Raw genomic sequence first — 22919 nt, 5'->3', positions numbered from 1 at the left:
CGGCGGGGCGCCCGGCGTCCCGGCCGCGCGGCCGGGACGCCTTCGCCCGGACCGCCTCGGCGGGCCGGGCCCGAACCGGCGGGGACCGGGATCAGTTGCCCTCCTCGGCCTCCCCGCCCGCGCCGCCCGACAGGGTGGCCTCGCGCTGCTCCCCGATCTTGCCGACCAGGTCCTCCCTCGCGTCCCCCGAGAGGGCCCGGGTGGACAGGAACGCCTCGTAGGAGATCTGGTAGGTCTGCGGGTTGGTGCTGGGCGCCAGCCCGAAGTCGACGGAGCAGGAGAGTTCGACCGTACCGCCGGCCTCCAGCTCACCGGTCTTGTCGCACTTCTTCTCGCCGAGCTCGTCGTTGCTGAAGACGCTGTCCATGCGGACCCGGACGGAGCCCTCCGAGGCGCCGCCGACGTCCGTGATGGTGCCGATCATGGTGCACGCGCCGCCGGTCTCGCAGTTGCCGCCGAGGTCCCCTTCCCAGCCGACCTCCATCCGCGCGTCGCGGGCCGAGCCGAGCTCGTCCTCGGCGATCGTGGCGAGGTCGCCGTAGAGCTGCTCGACGGCGGCGGTGTCGACCTCGACGAAGTCGGCGTCGATCCTGCTGGCCACGCCCTCGCCGTCGGCCGGGGCGAGCTCTTCGACCTGCATCCGGATCAGCTGGTACGGCTCCTCCGCGGAGATCCAGACCTTGCCCCCGGCGAGGTCGACGCGGTAGGTGACGGCTCCGTCGAGCTTCTCCTCCACCGCCTGGGCCCCTTCACCGGGGGCCTGGGCGCGCAGGCTCTCGGCGAGCCTGCCCGGGGTCAGCACGGCGCCGGGGTCGAGCCCGAACTGCTCGGGCGAGGTGCGCACCCAGTTGTCGGCGTAGGTGTCGCTGTCGGGGTTGAAGATGCCGGTGGTCAGCCAGTAGTCGTCGTCGGCGTCGACGAAGAGCTTGCGGTCGGCCTCGATGTAGCGGGCCTCGCCGGACCCGGTCTGGAAGGTGCCGGAGGTGGCTCCGGAGTCGGTGACCGTGACCATGGTGTCCACCGCCGCGGTGGTGTCCTCGGGGTCGGAGAACTGGCCCTGGAGCTGGATCGCCGGGGCCTCCTCCAGCGCGGCCAGCGCCGCGTCCAGGACCGGTCCCGCGCTGACCGGGGTCGGCGAGGGGGACTGTTCGGTCTCGGCTCCGGGCCGCCAGGAGCTGAGGTCAATCGTGCACCCAGCGGTGCCGAGGGTGAATGCGGCCGCGGCAGCGGCGACGATCGTCGTTCTCACTGGTCTCCGCGGCAGGTGAGGTGCCCGCGCCATTGTGCCTCCCGGCCCAAGCCAAAGGGTTGAGGGATGTAGGGGACGTTTCGTCTGAGCGTTTGGACGCGCCGGAGCCCGATTCGGTTCGGGGTCTCACGCGGGAACAGCGCGACCATCCGGTACCGGACCGCGTGCGGGGCGGCACCCCGGCGAACCGACCGACATCCGGGACGAGACCCGAGCCTATCCAACCCCGCCGGTGGAACTCTCTGCCACCGGTCCGGGAGCGGCCGAACGGCCGTTTCCGGCCGCGGACCGGTCCGCCCGGGACAACGGCGCGGGCCGGTGAGGAGAACCTCACCGGCCCGGCCTGCCCCCATCGCGTCACGGTGCGGGGGACGACCTCGACATTGGGGACGTCAGACCCGCACCTGCTTTGAGGGCTCCTCCCCGCCCGGAGGCGTCGGCGAGGAGAGCTCTTCCTCGTCCAGCTCGTCGAAGGCGTAGGCCGACTCGGAGTGGAGTTCGGCGTCGAGACCGTTCGTCTCGACGTGTTCGGGGATGCGGAAGCCCATGATCAGGTCGATGACCTTGCCGATGGCGAAGCTGACCACGAAGGAGTAGACGAGCACCGCGAGCACCGCGAGGGCCTGCCAGACCAGGACCATGACGCTGCCGCCGTAGAGCAGCCCGTCGACCCCGTTGCCGACGCCGTCGGCGATGTTGACGGCCAGGAAGCCGATCATCAGGGAGCCGATGATGCCGCCGACCAGGTGGACGCCCACCACGTCCAGGGCGTCGTCGTACTTGAACTTGAACTTCCAGCTGATCGCGTAGGCGCAGACGGCGCCGGTGATCAGGCCGAGGGCGATGGAACCGATCGGGGAGAGCGCGGCCGCGGCCGGGGTGACGGCGACCAGGCCGGCGATGGCGCCGGAGGCGAAGCCGAGGGCGGTGACCTTGCCGTAGCGGATGCGCTCGACCAGCATCCAGGCGGCGGTGGCGGCGGCGGTGCAGACCTGGGTGTTGACGAAGGCGAGGACAGCGGTGTTGTCGGCGGCCAGACCCGACCCCGCGTTGAAGCCGAACCAGCCGAACCACAGGAGCGCGGCGCCCAGCAGGACGAACGGCAGGTTGTGCGGACGCATGGACTCGGAGCCGAAGCCCTTGCGGCGGCCCAGCACGAAGGTCAGCGCCAGGGCCGCGGCGCCGGCGTTGATGTGCACCGCGGTGCCGCCGGCGAAGTCGATCACCCCGAGGTTGAAGATCCAGCCGTCAGCGGACCACACCCAGTGCGCGACCGGGAAGTAGACGAGCAGCGCCCAGATCGGCACGAAGAGCAGCCAGGCGCCGAACTTGGCGCGGTCCGCGATGGCGCCGCTGATCAGCGCGACCGTGATGATGGCGAACATCATCTGGAAACCGGCGAACAGGAGGCCGTCGCTGTCGGACAGGATGCTGGTGAGGCCGACCGTGTCGAGGCCCCCGATAACCGGCGAGAGCGGGCCCGAACCCGATCCGAAGGTCAGGGAGTATCCGACCACGACCCAGAGCACGCTGACGATCGCGATGCTGGAGAAGCTCATCAGCATCATGTTGAGGACGCTCTTGGCCCGGGACATGCCTCCGTAGAAGAAGGCCAGGCCCGGGGTCATGAGCATCACCAGCGCGGCACAGGTCAGCACCCATGCGGTGTTGCCGCTGTCGATTTCCACATCGCCTCCACGATCTTGTACGGGGGATTACTGGCGCATTGGGGAGTGAGTGGTTCGCTCGGGCGCGCCTTTGGGCTCGACGACCAGTTCCACGGCCGAAAGCCTCTTCCCGGCTTGTTAAGTCGGTGCGACCAGAACTGTTGCGCGCGCGTAAAGACATCGGACACGGTGTTACGGCTGCGTGAACACGCGTCCGGACGGGCGGGCGCCCGGGCCCGGCGCGGCGACGCGGCCTCCGCCGACGTCCCGGACCGCCCGGAGCCGTGTTACGGAACCGTTGCCCTCGCGGTCCCCCGGCCCGCTCCCCTCGTGGACGACGCCGGTTCCGGGCACAATCCGACAAAGCCCCGCACGAGAAGGCTCCGAGAAGGGCGAGCTCCCATGACCGCAGCACCCCCGCCCGTCATCACCACCCGTGCTCTCACCAAGAACTACGGCCGCACCCGGGCCCTGTTCGGCCTCGACCTGGAGGTCCGCGCGGGCGAGGTCTTCGGTTTCCTCGGCCCCAACGGGGCGGGGAAGTCGACGACCATCCGGATCCTGCTCGACCTGATCCGCCGCTCGGGCGGGGAGGCCCGCGTCCTGGGCCTCGACCCGCGCGCCGACGGTGTCCGCGTCCGCCGCGAGGTCGGCTACCTCCCGGGCGAGCTGACGGTCGCGAGCCGTCGCCCGGCCCGCGAACTGCTCGCCTACCTGGGCGACCTGCGCGGCGGCGTGTCCCCCGCCCGGATCGGGGAACTCGCCGACCGGCTCGGCCTGGACCTGTCACGACCGGTCCGCGGCCTGTCCAAGGGCAACAAGCAGAAGGTGGGGCTGGTGCAGGCGTTCATGCACCGGCCCCGGCTGCTCGTCCTGGACGAGCCCACCAGCGGCCTGGACCCCCTCCTGCAGCAGGAGTTCCTGGAGATGGTGCGCGAGACCCGGGCCGACGGCCGCACCGTGTTCATGTCCTCGCACGTGCTCGGCGAGGTCCAGGACGTCGCGGACCGCGCGGCCGTCATCCGGCGGGGCCGGATCGTGGCCACCGAGGACATGGACGCGCTGCGCGAGCGCGCCTCCCGGCAGGTCCGGATCCGCTTCGCCGCGCCGGTCGACGCGGCCGGGTTCACCGGCCTGGAGAACGTGCGCGATGTCGACGTCTCCGGCGACACCGTGAGCTGCGTCGTCGACGGCAGCCCCGACGCGCTCGTCAAGCGCGCCGCGCGGCACACCGTGCTGGAGTTCGACAGCGCCGAACCCGACCTGGAGGACCTGTTCTTCACCCACTACAACAACGGCACCGACCGAGAGGGCCCGTCCGATGCGGAGTAGCGTCTTCACCCGGTTCCTGCGGGACAACCTCCGCGCCCTCGTCGGCTGGACGGTCGGCGTCGCGGCGGTGACCGCACTGTACGGCTCCTTCTGGCCGTCGATGAGCGAGGCCGGTGACGCCATGGACGCCTACGTGGAGTCCCTGCCGGAGGGCTTCATGGAGTCGATGGGCTGGACCAGCCTCTCCACCGTCGACGGCTATCTCAACGCCACCGTGTTCGGCCTGCTCGTCCCGGTCCTCCTGGTGATCGCGGCCGTCTCCCTGGGGTCCCGGGCGATCGCCGGGGACGAGGAGGCCGGTGCGCTGGAGCTGCTCATGGCGCACCCGGTCACCCGGGTCGGCGTCGTCCTGCAACGGGCCGCAGCGTCGGCGGTTTTCCTCGCGGTACCGGGCCTGACCGTGTTCGGCACGCTCGCCCTGCTCGGCCCGGCCATCGACGTCGACATCCCCCTCGACCGGCTCCTGGCCGCGAGCACCGGCGTCACCCTGATCGCGCTGGTCCACGGAGCGGTCGCGCTGGCCGTCGGCGCGGCGACCGGCCGACGCGCCGTCGCGCTGGGAGCCGCCGCTGTCCTCGCGGTCGTGGGCTATCTCGGAAACACCTTCGCGCGTCAGGTCGAGGAGCTGGAGTGGCTGCGCTTCGGCTCCGCGTTCCACTACGCGATGGCTCCCGACCCGCTGGTCAACGGCTTCGACGCCGGGGCCACCGCCGTACCGGCGGCCGCAGCGGCGGTCCTGACCGCGATCGCCGCGGCCGCGTTCGACCGCCGCGACATCGGGGTGTGAACCGCTGTTGTCGATGCCGAAGGGCCCTACTCCGCGCGGAGCAAGGCCCTTCGGCATCGACAACAGCGGGGACCCGGAGCGCCGGGTGAGGCTAACCGCCCAGGATCGCGTCGACGAAGGCCTCGGTGTCGAAGGGGGCCAGGTCGTCGGGCCCCTCGCCGAGGCCGACGAGCTTGACCGGCACGCCGAGCTCACGCTGCACCTGGATGATGATGCCGCCCTTGGCGGTGCCGTCCAGCTTGGTCAGCACGATCCCGGTGACGTTGACGACCTCGGCGAACACCCGCGCCTGGCGCAGCCCGTTCTGGCCGGTGGTCGCGTCCAGCACCAGCAGCACCTCGTCCACCTGGGACTTCTTCTCCACGACCCGCTTGACCTTGCCGAGCTCGTCCATCAGGCCCGTCTTGGTGTGCAGGCGTCCGGCCGTGTCGATGATGACGGTGTCCACGCCGTCCTCGATGCCCCGCGAGACCGCGTCGAAGGCGACGCTGGCGGGGTCGGCCCCCTCCTCCTTGCGCACGACCGGCGCGCCCACGCGCTCGCCCCAGGTCTGGAGCTGCTCGGCGGCGGCGGCCCGGAAGGTGTCGGCCGCGCCCAGCACGACGGTGCCCCCGTCGCCGATGACGACGCGGGCCAGCTTCCCGGTGGTGGTGGTCTTGCCGACGCCGTTCACGCCGACCACCATGATCACGGCCGGGCTCTCGCCGTGCGGCTCGGTGCGCACGGCGCGCTCCAGCCCGGGGTTGATGTGCGCGACCAGCTCGGCCTTCAGCAGCGCGCGGACCTCCTCGGGCTTCCGGGTGCCCAGCACCCTGACCTTGGTCCGCAGGCTCTCCACGATCTGCCCGGCCGAGGTGACGCCGACGTCGGAGGTGATGAGGATCTCCTCGATCTCGTCCCAGGCGTCGTCGTCGAGCGTGTCGCCCGACAGCAGGGTCAGCAGCCCCCGTCCGAAGACGTTCTGCGACTGGGCGAGGCGTGCGCGCAGCCGGACCAGGCGCCCGGCCGAGGGCGGCGGGGTCTCGACCAGCGGCGGCGCGACCGGTTCGACGACGGGTTCGGCCACCGCGGTCGCCCCCGCGGCGCCGGCCTCCGGTTCGGCCCCGGCCTCCGGTTCGGCGACCGCCGTCGAGCCCCGCGGCTCCTCGACGCTCGGCTTCTCCGCGCTCTCCAGCCTGCCGCGGGGACGGAACAGGAGCGTGCCTCCGGCCACCACCAGGGCGACGACGAAGATGACAATGGCAACGATCGTGTAGTCCATAACGCCTTCAGTCTTCCAGACGCCCGCCGATTCCCGGGAGACCCCGGCCGGGGGAGTCACCGGCGCTCCCGCCGCGCGCGGTCACGCGACGCGGCCGCGGGTGGCGCGCAGGACCAGGACGAAGAAGGGCGCGCCGATGAAGGCGGTCACCACACCGATCGGAAGCTCGGCCGGGGCCACCAGGGTGCGCGCGAGGATGTCGACCGCCACCAGGAACGCGCCGCCGAACAGCAGCGACACGGGCAGGATGCGGCGGTAGGCCGGGCCGACGAGGCGGCGCACCACGTGCGGGACCACGATGCCCACGAACCCGATCAGGCCGCTCACCGCGACGGCGGCCGCGGTGGCCAGCGAGGCCGCCGAGATCACCACCAGCCGCACCGCGGCCGGGTTCAGACCCAGGCTGACGGCCTTGTCGTCGCCGAGCGCGAGCAGGTCGAGCAGGTACGCGCACACCAGCAGCACCAGCGTCGACACGACCGCGTACGGCGCGACGAGCCGCAGGTCCTCCCAGCCGCCGCGGCCCAGACCGCCCAGGAGCCAGGAGTAGACGCGCTGGAGGTCGTCGATCTCGGCCTGCTGGACGAGGGTCTGCACCGCGGCCAGGAAGGACGACACCGCCACCCCCGCCAGCAGCAGCGACGCGGTACCGCCGCCGCCCGCGGTCCGGCCCAGCAGGTAGGCGCCCATGACCCCGGCCAGCGCCCCCGCGAACGCCGCCATCGGCACCAGCGGCAGCGGGCTCGCGAGCCCCCCGCCGTAGACGATGAGCAGGGTCGCGCCCAGCCCCGCCCCTCCGGCCGCCCCCAGCAGGTAGGGGTCGGCCAGCGGGTTGCGGAACACCCCCTGGTAGGACGCGCCCGCGACGGCGAGCAGCCCGCCCACCACCGCGCCCAGCACGACCCTGGGCAGCCGGAGCTGGAGCAGGACCGCCCGCTGCCTCTCCGACAGGGGCGGATCCACTCCGGCGACCCCCAGGCGGGCGAGGAGCTCGTGGACGATGTCGGTCGAGGTGATGCTGGCCGCGCCCGCTCCGGCCCCGAGGACCATCGCGGCCGCGAGCAGGACCAGGCCGCCGCCGGTCCACAGCAGGCCGGCGGCCCGCACCCCCCGGTTGGCTCCCATGGGACGCTGCGCCGTACCGGTCAGCTCTCCCGCGCCGCTTCGACCGCCCCGGCCACGTCCTCCGCGAAGTCGGCGACCCGCGGGCCCCAGCGGGAGGAGGTGTCGGCGTCCAGCTCGACCACGCGGTCCTCCTGGACGGCGGTGACCGAGTCGAAGGCCGGGCGCCCGGTGAAGTCCTCGGCCCCGCCCGGGTAGGACAGGAAGACCAGGTCGGGGTCCTCCTCGACGATGAACTCCGCCGACAGCTGCGGGTAGCCGCCCGCGGCGTCCTCGGCGGCGTCGGCGATGTTGGTGAGCCCGAACAGCTCGTAGACCTGGCCGATGAAGGTCTCGGAGGTCACCGAGTACATCGCGGCGTCGACCTCGTGGTAGTAGGTCAGCTCCTCCGCGCCGCCGTCCTCCTCGACCCCGGCGACGATGCCGTCGATGCGGGTCCGGAGCTCGTCGGCGGCCGCGGCGCCCTCCTCGGCGTTGCCCGTGGCCTCCCCGAGCAGCTCCAGCTGCGCGTAGGTGTCGTCCAGGGACGTGGCCGACGGCAGCAGCAGGACCGGGACCATCACCTTCTCCAGCTGCTCGGTGATGTCGTCGCCGTCTTCGGACAGCACCACCAGGTCGGGTTCGTACTCGACGATGGCCTCGACGTTGGGGGTGAACCCGGACAGGTCGGTGGTGGGAGCGTCCTCCGGGTGGTTCGAGTACTCGTCGGCGGCGACCACCTGGTCCCCCGCGCCGACCTCGAACAGGATCTCGGTGAGGGACGGCGACAGCGAGACGACGCGCTCGGGCGCGGCGTCCAGGGTGACCTCGCCGCGGGCGTCGGTGACGGTCACCGGGAAGCCGGCCGCGGACGCGCTCTCCTCCGCCGGCTCCTCGGGGGACTGCGAACCGCCGCCGCAGGCGGTCAGGACGAGCAGCGCCGGCAGCGAGAACGCCGCCAGGTTTCGTGCGATGCGCACGGGGGCTCCTTCGACAGGAAGAGCAGGGAGAACCGCGCCCGTGCCATGGACGGACCGTCCTTCCCACGAGGACAGTGAACGCCGACGGGCACGCGAGGCGACCTGGCTCCGCCCCTCCCTCCGGGAGAAGGCGTCACAGTTGCGTAGACAGCGCCGGTTTCGTCGTCCGGACTTCGCTCACCTGCCGTCATCGCGTCCGTCACCGGCGACCGGCCGGAGCGGGCGCGACCACGCCATCCTAGATCGCGCGCCCACCGGCCGGGGGTCCGCCCCCCCGGTTTGCCGCGCTCCGGCGCGGTCCCGGCGTCAGCCCGCCACCCGGTCGAGCTTCTGGCTGATCACCCGGGATATCCCGTCCCCCTGCATCGTCACGCCGTAGAGCGCGTCGGCGGACTCCATCGTGCGCTTCTGGTGGGTGATGACGATGAGCTGGGAGGCCCCGCGCAGCTCCTCGAAGATCACCAGCAGCCGCTGCAGGTTGGTGTCGTCCAGCGCCGCCTCGACCTCGTCCATCACGTAGAACGGGGACGGCCGGGCCTTGAAGATGGCGGCCAGGAAGGCGACCGCCGTCAGCGAGCGCTCCCCGCCGGACAGCAGCGACAGCCGCTTGACCTTCTTCCCCGGCGGGCGGGCCTCGACCTCGACTCCGGTGGCGAGCATGTCGTCGGGGTCGGTCAGGACGAGCCTTCCGTCGCCGCCCGGGAAGAGCCGCCCGAAGATCCCCGAGAACTCGCGCTCCACGTCGGCGTAGGCCGCGGCGAACACCTCCTGGACCCGGTCGTCGACCTCCTTGACCACGGTCAGCAGGTCGCGGCGTGTCTTCCTCAGGTCCTCCAGCTGGGTGGTGAGGAAGTTGTGCCGCTCCTCCAGCGCGGCGAACTCCTCCAGCGCCAGCGGGTTGACCCTGCCGAGCTGGTTGAGCCGGCGCTCCGCGGTCCTGGCGCGCTTCTCCTGGACCTCGCGCACGTACGGGGCCGGTTCGGCCGGACCGGCGTCGGCGGGCGGCGGGACCGGCACGTGCGGGCCGTACTCGGCCACGAGCACCTCGACCTCGACCCCCAGGCCGTCCAGGGCGCGTGTCTCCAGCTGCTCCAGGCGCAGCCTGCGCTCGGCGCGGGCCACCTCGCTGCCGTGCACGACGTTGAGGAGCTTCTCCAGCTCCACCGAGAGCTCCCGGACCCTGGCCCGCACCGTCCTGAGCTCGGCGTCGCGGGCGGCCCGCCGCTCCTCGGCGACCCTGCGCTCGCCGTCGGCGGCGGCGAGCGAGACCGCGATGCGGGACAGCGCCTCGGCCGCGCCCTCGGCGACCGCCTCGGCCACCCGCGACTGCGCCCGGCGCCGCTCCCGGCGGCGCGCGGCCTGCTCCCTGGCCCGGCGTTCGGCGGCGGCCGAGCGCAGCAGCGCCTCGGCGCGGCCGGTGATGGAGCGGACCCGCTCCTCGGAGGTGCGCACCGCCAGCCGCGCCTCCATCTCCACCGAGCGGAGGCGCGCCGCGGCGCCCGCGAGCTCGTCGCGCCGGGAGGTGTCGGGATCGTCCTCGTCGACGGGCTCGGCCTCGGCCTGTTCCAGCCGCTCCTCCAGAGCGGCGAGCGCGAACAGGTCGGACTCGCGGCCCTCCCCCGCCTTCCCCGCCGCGACCACGTACCGCTCGGCCTCGAGGGCGGCCGCGCGGGCCTGCCCTCCGAGCTTGCCGACCTGCCCGGCGACCTCGTTGCGGCGCTTGTCGGCCGTGCGGCGGCGGGCCGCGACCGCCTCGACCGCGGCCGAGGCGGCGGCCCGTTCGGCCTTGGCCTCGGCGAGGTCGGCGGCGGCGCGCTTGCACGTGTCGACGGCCGCCTCCAGCCGCTCGGCGGCCTCGTCCACGGCCGCCCGGACCTCCAGGACGCTCGGCACCGCGCCGGAACCGCCGTGCACGAACGCGGCGGTGAGCACGTCCCCGTCGGGGGTGACGGCGCGCAGCCCCGGCCGCTCCCCGATGGCGAGGCGCGCCGCGGAGACGTCGGCGACCAGGACGGTGTCGGCGAGCAGCGCGGTCAGCGCCGCGCGCAGGCTCTGCGGCGGGGTGACGGCGTCCAGGGCGTAGCGGGCGCCCTCGGGCGGGTCGGGCCACCGCTCGCGCGGGGGAACGGCGTGAGGACCGGGGTCGGCCACGATGATCCCGGCGCGCCCGGCGTCCCCGCTCTTGAGCAGGTCCAGCGCGGCGAGGGCGTCCTCGGTCCGGGCCAGCGCGACGGCGTCGGACGCGGGGCCCAGCGCGGCGGCGACCGCGGTCTCGGCCCCGGGCTCGACCTGGACCAGGGCGGCGAGCGAGCCGACCAGGCCGGGAACGCGCTCGGCGGCGGCCAGGAGGGCCGCGGCGCCGTCCTTGTGGTCCAGCCCCATGGAGAGGGCCTCCTTGCGCGCGCTGAGCGCGGCGCGCTCGCGCTCGGCGGTGCGCTCGGTGTCGCGCAACTCGTTCAGGCGGGCCTCTGCGGCGGCCAGCTCCTCCCGGGCCTCGGCGTGCGCGGCCTCCAGTTCGCTGTCGCCCAGGTCCAGGCCCTCGGCCTCGACACGGGCCTCCTCGAACTCCAGCCGGGCCTCCGCCGCGCGCTCGCGCGCCTCGGCGGCGGCCTGTTCGAGCCGCTCCACCTCGGCCTGCCCCGCCTCCAGCCTGCTGCGCAGGGCGTCCACCCGGCCGCGCAGCTTGGCCAGGCCCTCGCGGCGGTCGGCGGCGGCGCGCGCGGCCGCGGTGACGCGCTGCTCCTCCTCGCGCAGGGCCGCCTCGGCCCCGGCTCGCTCGAAGACGACGCCCTCCAGTTCGGCGCGGGCGGCATCCAGCCGTTCCGCCAGCTCCTCCTCCTGCGCCCGGATCTCCTCGGCCTCGCGCTCCAGCTCCTCGGGGTCGCGGCCGCGCCGCTCCTCGTCCCCTCCCGCGGTGAGGCCGCGGTGGCGTTCGGCGGCCAGGCTCGCGACCGAGCTGAGCCGCTCCTTCAGCCGGGACAGCCCGTGGTAGGTCTCCTGCGCCCCGGCGAGCAGCGGGGCGGCCTCGGTGGCGGCCTGGTCGAGCCGGGCCTCGCGCTCCTGGGCCTCGGCCAGGGCCTGCTCGGCCGCCGAGCGGCGCTCGCGCACCGCGGACTCGTCCGCCTCCTCCTTGGCCAGGGTCTCGCGCAGGGTAACGATGTCGTCGGCGAGCAGGCGGAGCCGGGCGTCGCGCAGGTCGGCCTGGACGACGGCGGCGCGCCGGGCCAGTTCGGCCTGCCTGCCCAGCGGTTTGAGCTGGCGGCGCAGCTCGGTGGCCAGGTCGTTGACCCGGTCGAGGTTGCCCTGCATCGCGGTGAGCTTGCGCAGCGCCTTCTCCTTGCGCTTGCGGTGCTTGAGGATCCCCGCGGCCTCCTCGATGAGCGCCCGCCGCTCCTCGGGCCCCGCGTGCAGGACGGTGTCGAGCTGGCCCTGGCCGACGATGACGTGCATCTCCCGGCCGATGCCCGAGTCGCTGAGCAGGTCCTGGATGTCGAGCAGGCGGCAGGTGTCGCCGTTGACGGCGTACTCGGAGCCGCCGTTGCGGAACATGGTCCGCCTGATGGTGACCTCGGAGTAGTCGATGGGCAGCGCGCCGTCGGTGTTGTCGATGGTGAGGCTGACCTCGGCGCGGCCCAGCGCGGGGCGCGAGGACGTGCCCGCGAAGATGACGTCCTCCATCTTCCCGCCGCGCAGCGACTTGGCGCCCTGCTCGCCCATGACCCACGCCAGGGCGTCCACCACGTTGGACTTGCCCGAGCCGTTGGGGCCCACGACGCAGGTGATCCCGGGCTCGAAGCGGAGCGTGGTGGCCGAGGCGAAGGACTTGAACCCGCGCAGCGTGAGGTTCTTCAAATACACGGCCGTGCGCCCCTCCCCGTCCCCTCGACGCTCTCCGGGCCCTCCCGGCCCGGCGGCGTCCGGAGTCAAGGGTGCCACGATACGCGCGGGGTGCGACACGGTTCCGGACACAGAGCGGACCGCAGGTCAGCGCACATGTCAGGGAAGCGGGAGGAACGGGGTGAAGGGGGCGCGGGCGCACGTGGGGAGTCGGGTCCGACCGGAGGCGGTCGTCGTCTTCCGGCCGTTCACGGTGCGTCCGGGGGGCCGCGGTGTGGCTCCGCGAGACGGTGCGGTCAGCGGAGCCGATTATCCGCGCGAAAGAAATATGAACCGGTCGAGGCAATTGAGGATTGTCGGAAACAGTCCCCGGGTAAACCCTCGACAAATCAAACTGGAAGAAAAGAAAACGGCTCGCGAATACCGATGGCCATCCGGTGTCGACTACCGGGACGCCGAGACCGCTGTGGGCGTCCCGTTTCGGTGGACCGCGGCACGGAGCCGGTGGAACCCCGTCAGGCCAGGGCCGGCTCCCGCTCGGAGGCGCGGACCGCGACGTCCGTAAGCGTCTCGCTGAGCTGGTCGTTCTGGGTCTGGAGTCGGCCGACCTCGTCCTCGAGATCGCGTACTCGCTTCTGCAAGCGTCGCATTTCCTGAACCATACGCGGGTCCGGGCCTCCGACGTGACCGAACAGAGCCTTCGCCATGATGCGGGTCCTCCACACTGAGTGACCAGACGGAAATTCGCACGCGAGACGGGAACACGACCGGGCGACCGGTGGTCCGGTCACCTGGATGTGAACGTGGATAGGCGCGTGATTGTGCCTTCCAGCGTCTCACTCTGCGAGCCGTCGGTCAAGAATCGAATGAAAACCGGAGACGACTGCGATTATCAGTGCCACCCGGGGCATGCGGGCGATCACGATTCATTTCGGAATACCCCGCTCCGGGCACTGGACCGAGTCCGGCCACGGAGAGTGATCGTCTCCCCGGTGTGGCGCAGGCGCCCCGACACACGAAGGCATCACACGAATCGCGTCGCTGTCCCCAGCATACTCACCGTTCGTCGAATCCGGTGAAAGAACCCCTATGGTTTGCCCAACGCTCGACGACCGAATCCACCCTTCCGGGGGTCCGCCCGCTCCTCAACAGCGCGAGCAGCCGCTCGCACACGGCGCGCTCCCCCTCGGCGACGACCTCCACCCTGCCGTCCACCAGGTTCGTCGCGGCGCCGGTCAGCCCGAGTTCGAGCGCGCGCGATCGCACCCACCAACGGAAGCCCACGCCCTGCACCCGGCCGCGCACCCAGGCGGTCAGACGAATGTCACCCATCGGATACCCCATTCGCGATCGGAAACAGGCTCTTGGCGGGGCTCAGAAGCGCGCGTCGCGCGGTGCCGGCTGACACTTGGGACAGCTGTACGACGAGCGGTTCATGAACGTCTCCCGCAGGATCGGCGTGCCGCACCGGCCGCACGGGCGGTCGCGGCGGCCGTAGGCGTTGAGGCTGCGCTCGAAGTAGCCGCTCTCGCCGTTGACGTTCACGTAGAGGCTGTCGAACGAGGTCCCGCCCTGGGCCAGCGCCTCGGTCATCACCCCCCGGGCCGCCGCCAGGAGCGCGTCGACCTGCGGGCGGCGCAGCGACTCGGTCGGCCGGGCCCAGTGCAGCCGGGCCAGCCACAGCGCCTCGTCCGCGTAGATGTTGCCCACCCCGCTGACCAGGGACTGGTCCAGCAGCGCCCGCTTGACCCCGGTGCGTCTGCGGCGCAGCGCCGCGGCGAAGGCGTCGTCGTCGAAGGCCGGGTCCAGGGGGTCGCGCGCGATGTGCCCGATGACCGACGGCAGGCCCTCCCCCGCGTCGTCCGGGACGAGCCGGTCGACCAGCAGGTGGCCGAAGGTGCGCTGGTCCACGAAGCGCAGCTCCAGCGGTTCGGGGGCGCCCGCGGGCGGCGTCAGCGGGAGGCGCACCCGCAGGTGCCGCTCGTCGTCCGCGCCGGGGGGCTGGACCAGCAGCTGCCCGCTCATACCCAGGTGCGCCAGCAGCGCGTCGCCCGAGTCCAGTGTCAGCCAGAGGTACTTGCCGCGCCGCCGCGCCCGCGCGACGGAGCGCCCGGCCAGGCGGCCGGTGAAGTCCGCCGGACCGGGGGCGTGCCGACGCACCGAGCGCGGGTGCAGGACCGCGGCCTCGCCGATGGACCTGCCGACGACCCAGCGCTCCAGTCCGCGCCGCACGACCTCGACCTCGGGAAGCTCCGGCATCGCGGCTCAGCCCCCGCTCGCGGCGCCGCCCGCGTCCGCCGCCGCCCGAATGGCCTTCCAGGCCGACTCCGCGGCCTGCTGCTCGGCCTCCTTCTTGCTGCGCCCCTCGCCCGAACCGTAGCTCTGGCCCGCGACCCGCACCGTGGCGCGGAAGGTCTTCTGGTGGTCCGGGCCGCTCTCCTCGACCTGGTACTCGGGCACGCCGAGCAGCTCGGAGGCGGTGAGCTCCTGCAGGGAGGTCTTCCAGTCCAGACCCGCGCCCAGCCCCGAGGCCTTGGCGATCATCGGGTCGAACAGCCTGTGCACCAGCGCGGAGGCCTCGTCCAGACCGCGGTCCAGGTAGACGGCGCCGATCAGGGCCTCCAGGGTGTCGGCCAGGATCGAGGACTTGTCCCGGCCCCCGGTGCCCTCCTCGCCCCGGCCCAGGCGCACGTAGCGGCCGATTCCGAGGCCACGGGCCACGTCGGCCAGCGCGCGCATGTTGACCACGGCCGCGCGCAGCTTGGCCAGCTGCCCCTCGGGAAGGTCCGGGTGGGTGCGGAAGAGGGTGTCGGTGACGACCAGCCCCAGCACGGAGTCGCCGAGGAACTCCAGCCGCTCGTTGGTCGGCAGCCCGCCCTTCTCGTAGGCGTAGGACCGGTGGGTGAGCGCCCGGGTCAGCATCTTGGGGTCCACGTCGACCCCGACCGACCTCTGGAACTCACGGGCCTCGGACGCGGAGATCTGCGTTGCCATCGGCTTTCACATCCCTGGTGTTGCGCCGGGCGACACTCCCGCCGGGCGGGAACCGCCGCATGGTGAACGTACTGTGCAGATCGGACACGGCTGCGAACTGCCCGGGCGATCAGGGATGCTCGAAGGCGAGGTGAGCGTCGCGGAGGCGTTCCCTCCCCGGCGGCCACCACGGCCTCGGGATGTCCCCGATACGGCCCGGACGCCCGCGGGTTCCTCCTCGCGGGCGCGAAAGCGCGAACGGCGGGCCCGAAACCACCGGACCCGCCCTTGCCCGCCTTAGGACGCCGGGCTGATGACCTGGCGGTTGTTGTAGGTACCGCACGTCGGGCACGCGATGTGCGGCAGCTTGGGGTCGCGGCAGCGCGGGCAGTTGACCAGCACCGGGCGCGACGCCTTCCACTGGGAGCGACGGGTGCGGGTGTTGCTCCGCGACATCTTCCGCTTAGGGACGGCCACTTCAATCCTCCTGGGTCACCCCCGCGCGCGCGGGAGCTAACTTTCCTCGGTCATCCCCGCGTTCGCGGGGAACACCATGCTCCTTGCGGATCTGCCCGCCGGAGCGGAGAGCGCAACCCGGTCGGGAAGCACGGACTTACTGGGTTTCGCCGGCCTGTCCGCCCGACGCTCCCTAGGTTGTGAGTTCAGCGCTCTCCCGGCTCCTCGCGCAGCCGGTGCAGCGCCTCCCATCGGGGGTCGACGCGGTCGCCGTGACCGTGGTCAGGACCGGCGTCGGCCAGTCGGACGCCGCAGTCCACACACAGACCGGGGCAGTCCTCTCGGCACAACGGCGACGACGGCAGCGCGAGCACCACCGCGTCGCGGACCACCGGCTCGAGGTCGAGCAGGTCGCCCTCAAGATAGTAGTCCTCATCCTCGTCGTCGGCGTCCGCCTCTCCCCCGGCGTCGCGCCCGTACGGGTCGTCGTCCGGCGGATACTGGAAGAGCTCCTGGAAGCCGGCCTCGACCTCTTCGGTCAGCGGGTCCAGGCAGCGCGAGCACTCGGCCGCGAACGCGGTCCGCGCCTCGCCCGTCACGAGCACGCCCTCCATGACGGCCTCGAGCCGGAAGTCCAGCTCGATCTCGCTCCCCTCGGGCACGCTGGCCATCCCCACCGCCAACGGCGCCGGAGCCGGGACGACACGGACGTCCGTCCGCATCGAGCCGGCCTGGCGGCCCAGCGGCCGGGTGTCGACCACGAACGGGGAACGGGGGTCTAGACGAGACAGGATGATCGCGCTTTCGGTGGGACCCGCCCCCGCGGTGCGCGGGAACGACGGCTGGGACAGCGGCTGCCGGTCACCGGCGGCCGCGCGACTGGACCACGGGCACAGTCAGGCACCGATTCTAGCGACAGGAGTCGACGCGCCCCAAATCAGAGCCCCTCGGATCACTCACCGAGGCGTTCGGCGTACTTCTCCCGCAGCCGCTCCTCCACGTATCCGGGGACCAGGCTGCTGACGTCCCCGCCGTACTGGGCGACCTCGCGGACCAGGCTGGAGCTGAGGAAGGAGTACTTCGGGTTGGCCGTCAGGAACAGCGTGTCGACGCCCGAGAGCTGGTAGTTCATCTGCGCGATCTGGAGTTCGTAGTCGAAGTCGCTGACCGAGCGCAGGCTCCGCACGATGGCGGAGACGTCGTTGCGCCGGCAGAAGTCCACCAGCAGCCCGTCGAACTTGGCCACGGTGACGTTGCCGAACTCCGCCGTGGCGGCCCGGAGCATGTCGAGCTTCTCGTCCACGGCGAACAGGCCGCGCTTGTTCACGTTGACCAGAACGGCGACGATGACCTCCTCGTTCTGGCGCGCGACCCGGCCGATGATGTCGATGTGGCCGTTGGTTACGGGGTCGAAGGACCCGGGGCAGACGACGCGGCGCACAAGACCGCTCCTCTCTGGTGGTCTCCAGGGATGGCGAGTCGGTATCACCAGGATTCTGCCCAGATGGTCAGAGCTGGTCGGGGAGGCTCGCGGCGCGACCGTACCAAAGGGTCGCTTCACCGTATTTACGCGCCCTGTCCCCTTCGTAACCCCTTGGCCACTCCAGCGCGGGACCCCGGGTCGCGCGCTCCACCACGACCAGCGCGTCGGCGGACAGCCAGCCGTGGTCGCGCAGCGCCTCCAGCACCGCCGCGACCTCCCCGTCGGCCATCGGATAGGGCGGGTCCGCGACCACGAAGTCGTACGGACCCCCCTCGGGCCCCTTGGCCAGCACGCGCTCCACCCGGTCCGCGGCCAGCCGCGCCCCCGGAAGGCCGATTCCGGCCAGGTTGCGCCGGACCACCTCCGCGGCGCGCCGGTCGGCCTCCACCAGCAGCACGTGCGCGGCGCCCCGGGAGAGCGCCTCCAGCCCGATCGCGCCGGAGCCCGCGTACAAATCCAGTACACGCAGCCCGGCGAAGGACCCCAGGTCCGACAGCGCCGAGGCGAACAGCGCCTCGCGCGCGCGGTCGCTGGTGGGCCGGGTCGTGCGCCCGTCGGGGACGGCGAGCCTTCGCCCGCCTGCGGCGCCGGCGATGATGCGGGTCATGTGCGCTGCGACTCCTGGATGCGATCGTCACGGTCGTGCGACAGCTTACGGAGTCTCCCGATGCGGCGGTCGGCACCGGAAGGCTCCCCCTCCGCCGCGCCTTCCTCGACGATCCTGACTCCGGCGTTCCTCGAAACGGACGTTCCGGAACGCCGGCGTCACGATCACCGGCGGATCCCCGCACGGGGCCGGGGTCAGGTCTTCTCCAGGTACTCGGCGCGGTCCTCGCCGAGAAGCTCCTCCAGCGCCGCGGCCAGCGGGGGGTGCGCGAGCAGCTCGGGGTCGTCCTCGACGAAGGCGACCGCCTCCTCCCGGGCCTCGCCGATGAGCTCCTCGTCACGCAGCAGGGTGAGCATCCGCAGGGAGGAGCGGCGGCCCGACTGGGCCTCGCCGAGCACGTCGCCCTCGCGGCGCTGCTCCAGGTCCACCCTCGACAGCGCGAAGCCGTCGGTGGTCGCGGCCACCGCGTCGAGGCGCTCGCGGGCGGGCGCCCCCTCCTCCACGTCGGTGACGAGCAGACACAGCCCGGGGAGCTTCCCCCGGCCGACCCTGCCGCGCAGCTGGTGCAGCTGGGAGACGCCGAAGCGGTCCGCGTCCGTGATCGCCATCACGGTGGCGTTGGGCACGTCCACACCGACCTCGATCACGGTGGTCGCCACCAGGACGTCGACCTCCCCCGCAGCGAAGGCGCGCATGACCGCGTCCTTCTCGTCGGGGGCGAGGCGGCCGTGCAGGGCGGCCACCCGCAGGCCTTCGAGCGGTCCCCGCGACAGTTCGGCGGCCACGTCCAGCACGGCCAGCGGGGCGCGGCGGGGCACCGCCTCCCCCTCCGGGCCGGGGCCGGCGGGCGGCGTCCCCTCCGTCTCCTCTTCCTCCTCGTTCCCGCCGATGCGCGGGCAGACGACGTACGCCTGGTGGCCCTTCCCGACCTCCTCGCGGATGCGATCCCAGGCGCGGGCCAGGAAGTGCGGCTTCTCCCGGGCCGGGACGACGTGGGTGGCGATGGGCGCGCGCCCGGCCGGGAGCTGGGTGAGCGCCAGGACGTCGAGGTCCCCGTAGACGGTCATCGCCACGGTGCGCGGGATGGGGGTGGCGGTCATCACCAGCACGTGCGGGCGCCCGGTCGCGGACTTGTCCCGGAGCGCGTCGCGCTGCTCGACGCCGAAGCGGTGCTGCTCGTCCACGACGACCAGGCCGAGGTCCGCGAAGGAGACCTGCTCCTGCAGCAGGGCGTGGGTGCCCACGACGATCCCCGCCCGGCCCGAGGCGGCCTCCAGGAGGGCCTCGCGCCTGGCCGAGGCCCCGAGCGAGCCGGTCAGCAGGGCGACCCGGGTCGCGTGCTCGGCCCCGTCGAGCCGCCCGGCCCCGGCGAGCGGACCGAGCATCGCGGTGATGGAGCGGTGGTGCTGCTGGGCCAGCACCTCGGTCGGGGCGAGCAGCACCGCCTGCCCTCCCGCGTCCACGGCCTGGAGCATGGCGCGCAGGGCGACCAGGGTCTTGCCCGCTCCGACGTCGCCCTGGAGCAGCCGGTGCATGGGGTGCGTGGAGGCGAGGTCCGCGGCGATCACCTCGCCGACCTCGCGCTGCCCGTCGGTGAGGGTGAAGGGGAGGCGCGCGTCGAAGGCGTCCAGCAGCCCGCCCTCGGCGCGGGGGCGCGGACGGGCCGGCTGTCCCTGCGCCTCGCGGCGGCGGCGGGCCAGCGCCACCTGGAGCACGAAGGCCTCGTCCCACTTCAGGCGGCGCCGCGCCTTGGCGATGTCGGAGCCGTCCGCGGGGGTGTGCACGAGCCGGTACGCCTCTGCGAGCCCGATCAGGCGGCGTCGGCCGCGCAACCCGCCGGGGAGGGGATCGGGGACCTCGCCGAGCTGGTCGAGCACGGTCCCCACGCACTTGGCGATCTTCCAGGAGGCGATCTTCTCGGTGGCGGGGTAGATGGGGATGGGCGTGTCCGCGTAGGCCTTGGCGAGCTCGAGTTCGGCGCTCTCCGAGGACGGGAAGAGCTCGTACTCGGGGTGCGCCAGCTGCCGGCGGCCCTTGTAGACGGAGACCTTCCCGGCGAAGAGCCCCCTCGTCCCCGGCCGCAGCCGGTCCCGGTGCCATCCGGCCCGGTGGAAGAACAGCAGGGACAGCCGCCCCCGGCCGTCGGTGACGGTGGCCTCGAAGATGGCCCCGCGCCGGTTGCGCATCGGCCGGCTCTCGCCCTTGAGCACCTCGGCGACCACGGTGGCCTGCTCGCCCTCGGCCAGCCCGGCCAGGTCGGTGAGCTCGCCCCGCCTGCCGTACCGGCGGGGGTAGTGCCGCAGCAGGTCCCCGGTGGTGCGCAGGTCGAGCGAGGACGCCAGCACCTTCGCGGTCCTGTCACCGAGCGTCCTGGCCAACGGCTCCTGCAGACTGGTCACGACTCTCCTCCCGACACCACCGGGGCGTGCCTCCCGGGTGCTCTCGGATCAGCGGACGCGCCCGGATCGGCCGGAGTGACACGCCCTGGTCCCGCTTGCGCGGCTGCCTGTGGCATCTTACGGATTCCGGCCGGGCTATACTGGACCGAGCGATTATCTTGGGACGACTCTTCACCGGAGGGGCTTCCTGGGGCGGGAGTTCCCTTCCGGTCGTGAATCCGGCGTCCATCCGAAGGCGCGGGCCCTCTCCCTCGCGGGGAGCCGTCCTTTCTTCGGGTACGCTTCCACGGTTGGCGCCCCGCGTCGACCTGCCTGCTCATCAGACCTCTCTCGGGTTCGTCGGCGTGCGCCCAGCACTCACGTCCCGAGCGCTTGAATGGAGTTGCCGTGGCTTCCGTCTGTGACGTCTGCAGCAAGGGACCAGGGTTCGGGAACAGTGTGTCCCACTCGCACCGCCGCACCCGCCGTCGCTGGAACCCGAACATCCAGACCGTGCGCACGCGCGTGGGCGGCACGCCCAAGCGTATGAACGTGTGCACCTCCTGCCTCAAGGCCGGCAAGGTCGAGCGCTAGAGCCTGGTTGTCAGCGAGCGTCTTCCACACGCTCGCGAGGAGCGCCATAGACGATCTGTCATGGCGCTCCTTCTCGTTCCCGGGACTGCTGGCGACGGCGCGCCCCGGGACCGGCCCGGCGCGGCGCTGACGGCCCTCAGGGGGCGAGGCCGCACGACCGGCCGTTGAGGGAGCAGCCGTCGGGGGTCCGCGTGCTTCCCTGGGCGGTGAAGTTCACCGTCACCGACTGGCCCGGTTCGATCCCCCCGGCCCAGGAGGGCTGGCGGGCGACGAGCCCGCCCGCGGTCGCCTCCCAGTCGGCCTCCCAGGCCGTGAACACCCGCGCGTCGGAGAAGTCGAGTTGGAGCTCCCAGCCGTCGATCCGGCTGCCGCTGTTGTTGGTGATGGTCACCGTGCCCATGAAGTTCTCGCCGCCGTGGGTCACCGTCTGGTAGGAGACCATCGCCCCGCCGGGCGCCTCCTCCGGCACCGGTTCCTGGCCGTCGGAACCGCCCTCTCCCTCGTCCTCGACCTGGTCCCCGTCCTCGCGTTCGGCGGTGACCTCGGTCCCGGCCGAGGCGGCGGGCTGCGGCGCCCTCTCGGTCGCGGGCGCCTCGGGGGTCGGGGACGCCAGGGCCTCCCCGGGGACCGAGGCGTCGTGGTCGGGCTCCGCGAAGCGGAGGTAGATCTGGGTGGTGCTGTAGCTGAACAGCACCAGGCCGACGATCACCCCGGAGAGCACGAGCACACGCAGCGGCCTGGGCGGGGGCACCCGCTTGGGGACGGTACTCCCCAGCACCTGCCCCACCGTGGCCAGCGCACCGGCGTCGGGAGACTCCGCGCGGTGCGCCCCGCGCTGCCCTCTCCCCAGTCCGTACCGCCCCATAGACCGCGCCCTTTCGATCCGCTCTCCCGGCGGGTCGGCCGACTTCCCGCCCCGCTCCGATGCGGCGATGATCGGGCAGAGCTTAGCGTGAACAGTTTCGCAAAACCGGCATCTTGCCTCCGGGTGACCGACTCATGACCTGGTCGCGCGTTCCGGTCCCCCGGAAAGTGAGAGGTGCCACAGAACCACGGCGAGCGGCGGCGTCCGGGCCCGGCCACGACGCACCGCCGCGGTGCCCGTTCTTCCCGGCGGTCTTGGGCCCCGGACTCCGGGCACTCAGGAGAAGTGGTCCCAGCCCGCCGCTTCGGCGGGTGCCCCGTCCAGGGCGACGCCCTCTCCCTCGTCGATCCGGCCGATCACGGTCCACTCGGCCGGCAGCGCGACGTCCGGGGGGAAGGTGGCGGCCAGCGCGTGGTCCTCTCCCCCGGCGAGCATGAAGTCGACCGGATCGCGTCCGGTGGCCCCGATCCGGTTGAGCAGTCCGACCGCCTCCGCCAGGGCGGGCGGCACACGCAGCGCCCCGCGCCGCAGGGCCACGCGCACCGCCGAGGCCGCCGCGATGTGGCCGAGGTCCTGCACGAGGCCGTCGCTGACGTCGAGCATCGCGGTGGCGCCCAGCTCCGCGGCGCGCGGTCCCGCCGCGTACGGCGGCGCCGGTCGGCGGTGCGCGGCCAGGCAGGCGTCCTCGCGTTCGGCGCGTCCGGCCCGGAGCAGGGCGAGCCCCGCCGCCGACAGCCCCAGGTCTCCCGCGACCGCGACGACGTCGCCGGGCGCGGCCCCGTCCCTGCGCACCGCGCGCCCGCCCCGGAGGTCCCCGAGCGCGGTGATGGAGACGGTGAGGCTGTCCGAGCGGACGGTGTCGCCGCCCACCACGGCGGCTCCGGCGACCGCGCACTCGGCCTGCAGCCCGTCGCCGAACTCCTCCACCCACCGCGTGGGCAGGTCCGCCGGAGCGGCGAGGCCCAGGAGCAGCGCGGTGGGCCGGGCCCCCATGGCCGCGACGTCGGCGAGGTTCTGCGCGGCGGCCTTGTGCCCGACATCACGCGGACCGGACCAGTCGCGCCGGAAATGCCGCCCTTCCACCAGCATGTCCGTGGTGGCGACAACGCGCCGGTCGGGGGCCCGCACGACGGCCGCGTCGTCGCCGGGCCCGAGGATTACATCGTCTGTGTGCGGGAATCTGGCGGTCAACCGGGCGATCAGCCCGAATTCACCGAGGTCCCCGATGGTGCTCGACACAGCCTTCAGGGTACGGTGACGCTCCCGGCGCATTGGTCTAGACCCGGGTTTCGCCCTTTCCCCGCTCGGCCCTTCTCTCGCGGCGGTCGGTGGAGCCCGGGGTCGGCCTC

At 72.9% G+C, this 22919-nt stretch carries 20 protein-coding genes; 3 read left to right on the top strand and 17 right to left on the bottom strand.

Translation table 11 applies throughout. The features are described 5' to 3' along the window. Nucleotides 1–91: 91 nt before the first annotated feature. A complete protein-coding gene (locus tag EV190_RS06810) occupies nt 92–1249 on the bottom strand; it encodes a hypothetical protein (RefSeq protein ID WP_243742407.1) in 1158 nt (385 codons plus the stop codon). A gap of 392 nt (nt 1250–1641) precedes the next feature. Continuing rightward, the gene (locus tag EV190_RS06805) at nt 1642–2937 is read right to left on the bottom strand and encodes an ammonium transporter (protein ID WP_133740604.1); all 1296 of its coding nucleotides are present in this window, start codon (nt 2935–2937) and stop codon (nt 1642–1644) included. Between the two features lie 381 nt (nt 2938–3318). On the opposite strand from EV190_RS06805, the gene EV190_RS06800 reads away from it, so the two are divergent. Further along, nucleotides 3319–4248, top strand: a complete 930-nt coding sequence (locus tag EV190_RS06800; protein ID WP_133740603.1) for an ABC transporter ATP-binding protein — start codon at nt 3319–3321, stop codon at nt 4246–4248. Further along, entirely contained in the window at nt 4238–5035 is a 798-nt protein-coding gene (locus tag EV190_RS06795) for an ABC transporter permease subunit (RefSeq protein ID WP_133740602.1), read from the top strand. Before EV190_RS06800 ends, EV190_RS06795 begins: the two co-directional genes overlap by 11 nt. Nucleotides 5036–5126: 91 nt before the next feature. Here the strand turns inward: EV190_RS06795 and ftsY are convergent, their stop codons facing one another. The 13 genes from ftsY to recG all read right to left on the bottom strand — a co-directional run bounded on the left by ftsY (nt 5127) and on the right by recG (nt 20132). Then, nucleotides 5127–6296 carry a signal recognition particle-docking protein FtsY gene (gene ftsY, locus EV190_RS06790; protein ID WP_133740601.1) on the bottom strand — a complete coding sequence of 390 codons (1170 nt, stop codon included), beginning with the start codon at nt 6294–6296 and terminating at the stop codon, nt 5127–5129. An 81-nt stretch (nt 6297–6377) separates the two neighbouring features. After that, on the bottom strand, nt 6378–7421 hold the full coding sequence (locus EV190_RS06785; protein ID WP_133740600.1) for a FecCD family ABC transporter permease: 1044 nt from the start codon (nt 7419–7421) through the stop codon (nt 6378–6380). Nucleotides 7422–7441: 20 nt separating this feature from the next. Beyond that, nucleotides 7442–8377, bottom strand: a complete 936-nt coding sequence (locus EV190_RS06780; RefSeq protein ID WP_133740599.1) for an ABC transporter substrate-binding protein — start codon at nt 8375–8377, stop codon at nt 7442–7444. A 306-nt stretch (nt 8378–8683) separates the two neighbouring features. Beyond that, entirely contained in the window at nt 8684–12235 is a 3552-nt protein-coding gene (gene smc / locus EV190_RS06775) for a chromosome segregation protein SMC (protein ID WP_133740598.1), read from the bottom strand. A 494-nt stretch (nt 12236–12729) separates the two neighbouring features. Then, on the bottom strand, nt 12730–12921 hold the full coding sequence (locus EV190_RS06770; protein ID WP_133740597.1) for a hypothetical protein: 192 nt from the start codon (nt 12919–12921) through the stop codon (nt 12730–12732). A gap of 349 nt (nt 12922–13270) precedes the next feature. After that, complete coding sequence (locus EV190_RS06765) at nt 13271–13546, bottom strand: acylphosphatase (protein ID WP_133740596.1); 276 nt, start codon at nt 13544–13546, stop codon at nt 13271–13273. Between the two features lie 42 nt (nt 13547–13588). Further along, nucleotides 13589–14473 (bottom strand): bifunctional DNA-formamidopyrimidine glycosylase/DNA-(apurinic or apyrimidinic site) lyase, encoded by an 885-nt coding sequence (mutM, locus tag EV190_RS06760; RefSeq protein ID WP_133740595.1) that lies wholly within the window; start codon nt 14471–14473, stop codon nt 13589–13591. Between the two features lie 6 nt (nt 14474–14479). Further along, nucleotides 14480–15208, bottom strand: a complete 729-nt coding sequence (gene rnc, locus EV190_RS06755) for a ribonuclease III (protein ID WP_133740594.1) — start codon at nt 15206–15208, stop codon at nt 14480–14482. A 276-nt stretch (nt 15209–15484) separates the two neighbouring features. Further along, the gene (gene rpmF / locus EV190_RS06750; RefSeq protein ID WP_133740593.1) at nt 15485–15664 is read right to left on the bottom strand and encodes a 50S ribosomal protein L32; all 180 of its coding nucleotides are present in this window, start codon (nt 15662–15664) and stop codon (nt 15485–15487) included. A gap of 185 nt (nt 15665–15849) precedes the next feature. Beyond that, complete coding sequence (locus EV190_RS06745; RefSeq protein WP_208113081.1) at nt 15850–16404, bottom strand: YceD family protein; 555 nt, start codon at nt 16402–16404, stop codon at nt 15850–15852. Nucleotides 16405–16595: 191 nt separating this feature from the next. Then, a complete protein-coding gene (gene coaD, locus EV190_RS06740; protein WP_133740591.1) occupies nt 16596–17084 on the bottom strand; it encodes a pantetheine-phosphate adenylyltransferase in 489 nt (162 codons plus the stop codon). A gap of 67 nt (nt 17085–17151) precedes the next feature. Next, the gene (gene rsmD, locus EV190_RS06735) at nt 17152–17733 is read right to left on the bottom strand and encodes a 16S rRNA (guanine(966)-N(2))-methyltransferase RsmD (protein ID WP_133740590.1); all 582 of its coding nucleotides are present in this window, start codon (nt 17731–17733) and stop codon (nt 17152–17154) included. A gap of 194 nt (nt 17734–17927) precedes the next feature. Further along, nucleotides 17928–20132 carry an ATP-dependent DNA helicase RecG gene (recG, locus tag EV190_RS06730; protein WP_133740589.1) on the bottom strand — a complete coding sequence of 735 codons (2205 nt, stop codon included), beginning with the start codon at nt 20130–20132 and terminating at the stop codon, nt 17928–17930. 387 nt (nt 20133–20519) lie between these two features. On the opposite strand from recG, the gene rpmB reads away from it, so the two are divergent. Beyond that, complete coding sequence (rpmB, locus tag EV190_RS06725; RefSeq protein WP_133740588.1) at nt 20520–20705, top strand: 50S ribosomal protein L28; 186 nt, start codon at nt 20520–20522, stop codon at nt 20703–20705. 136 nt (nt 20706–20841) lie between these two features. On the opposite strand, the gene EV190_RS06720 is transcribed toward rpmB, so the two are convergent. After that, the gene (locus EV190_RS06720) at nt 20842–21570 is read right to left on the bottom strand and encodes a cellulose binding domain-containing protein (RefSeq protein ID WP_133740587.1); all 729 of its coding nucleotides are present in this window, start codon (nt 21568–21570) and stop codon (nt 20842–20844) included. A 276-nt stretch (nt 21571–21846) separates the two neighbouring features. Then, on the bottom strand, nt 21847–22809 hold the full coding sequence (locus EV190_RS06715; RefSeq protein ID WP_133740586.1) for a thiamine-phosphate kinase: 963 nt from the start codon (nt 22807–22809) through the stop codon (nt 21847–21849). Nucleotides 22810–22919: the final 110 nt, after the last annotated feature.

This window comes from Actinorugispora endophytica (assembly GCF_004363075.1).
GTDB lineage: Bacteria > Actinomycetota > Actinomycetes > Streptosporangiales > Streptosporangiaceae > Actinorugispora > Actinorugispora endophytica.
The sequence above is the reverse complement of the archived record's forward strand: the minus strand, read 5'-3'. Positions and strand labels throughout refer to the sequence as shown.

Coding starts and splice junctions, on each gene's coding strand:
- EV190_RS06800 (WP_133740603.1), top strand. CDS start 3,319: ATGACCGCAGCACCCCCGCCCGTCATCACCACCCGTGCTCTCACCAAG.
- EV190_RS06795 (WP_133740602.1), top strand. CDS start 4,238: ATGCGGAGTAGCGTCTTCACCCGGTTCCTGCGGGACAACCTCCGCGCC.
- EV190_RS06765 (WP_133740596.1), bottom strand. CDS start 13,546: ATGGGTGACATTCGTCTGACCGCCTGGGTGCGCGGCCGGGTGCAGGGC.
- mutM (WP_133740595.1), bottom strand. CDS start 14,473: ATGCCGGAGCTTCCCGAGGTCGAGGTCGTGCGGCGCGGACTGGAGCGC.
- rnc (WP_133740594.1), bottom strand. CDS start 15,208: ATGGCAACGCAGATCTCCGCGTCCGAGGCCCGTGAGTTCCAGAGGTCG.
- EV190_RS06770 (WP_133740597.1), bottom strand. CDS start 12,921: ATGGCGAAGGCTCTGTTCGGTCACGTCGGAGGCCCGGACCCGCGTATG.
- rsmD (WP_133740590.1), bottom strand. CDS start 17,733: ATGACCCGCATCATCGCCGGCGCCGCAGGCGGGCGAAGGCTCGCCGTC.
- EV190_RS06720 (WP_133740587.1), bottom strand. CDS start 21,570: ATGGGGCGGTACGGACTGGGGAGAGGGCAGCGCGGGGCGCACCGCGCG.
- EV190_RS06785 (WP_133740600.1), bottom strand. CDS start 7,421: ATGGGAGCCAACCGGGGGGTGCGGGCCGCCGGCCTGCTGTGGACCGGC.
- ftsY (WP_133740601.1), bottom strand. CDS start 6,296: ATGGACTACACGATCGTTGCCATTGTCATCTTCGTCGTCGCCCTGGTG.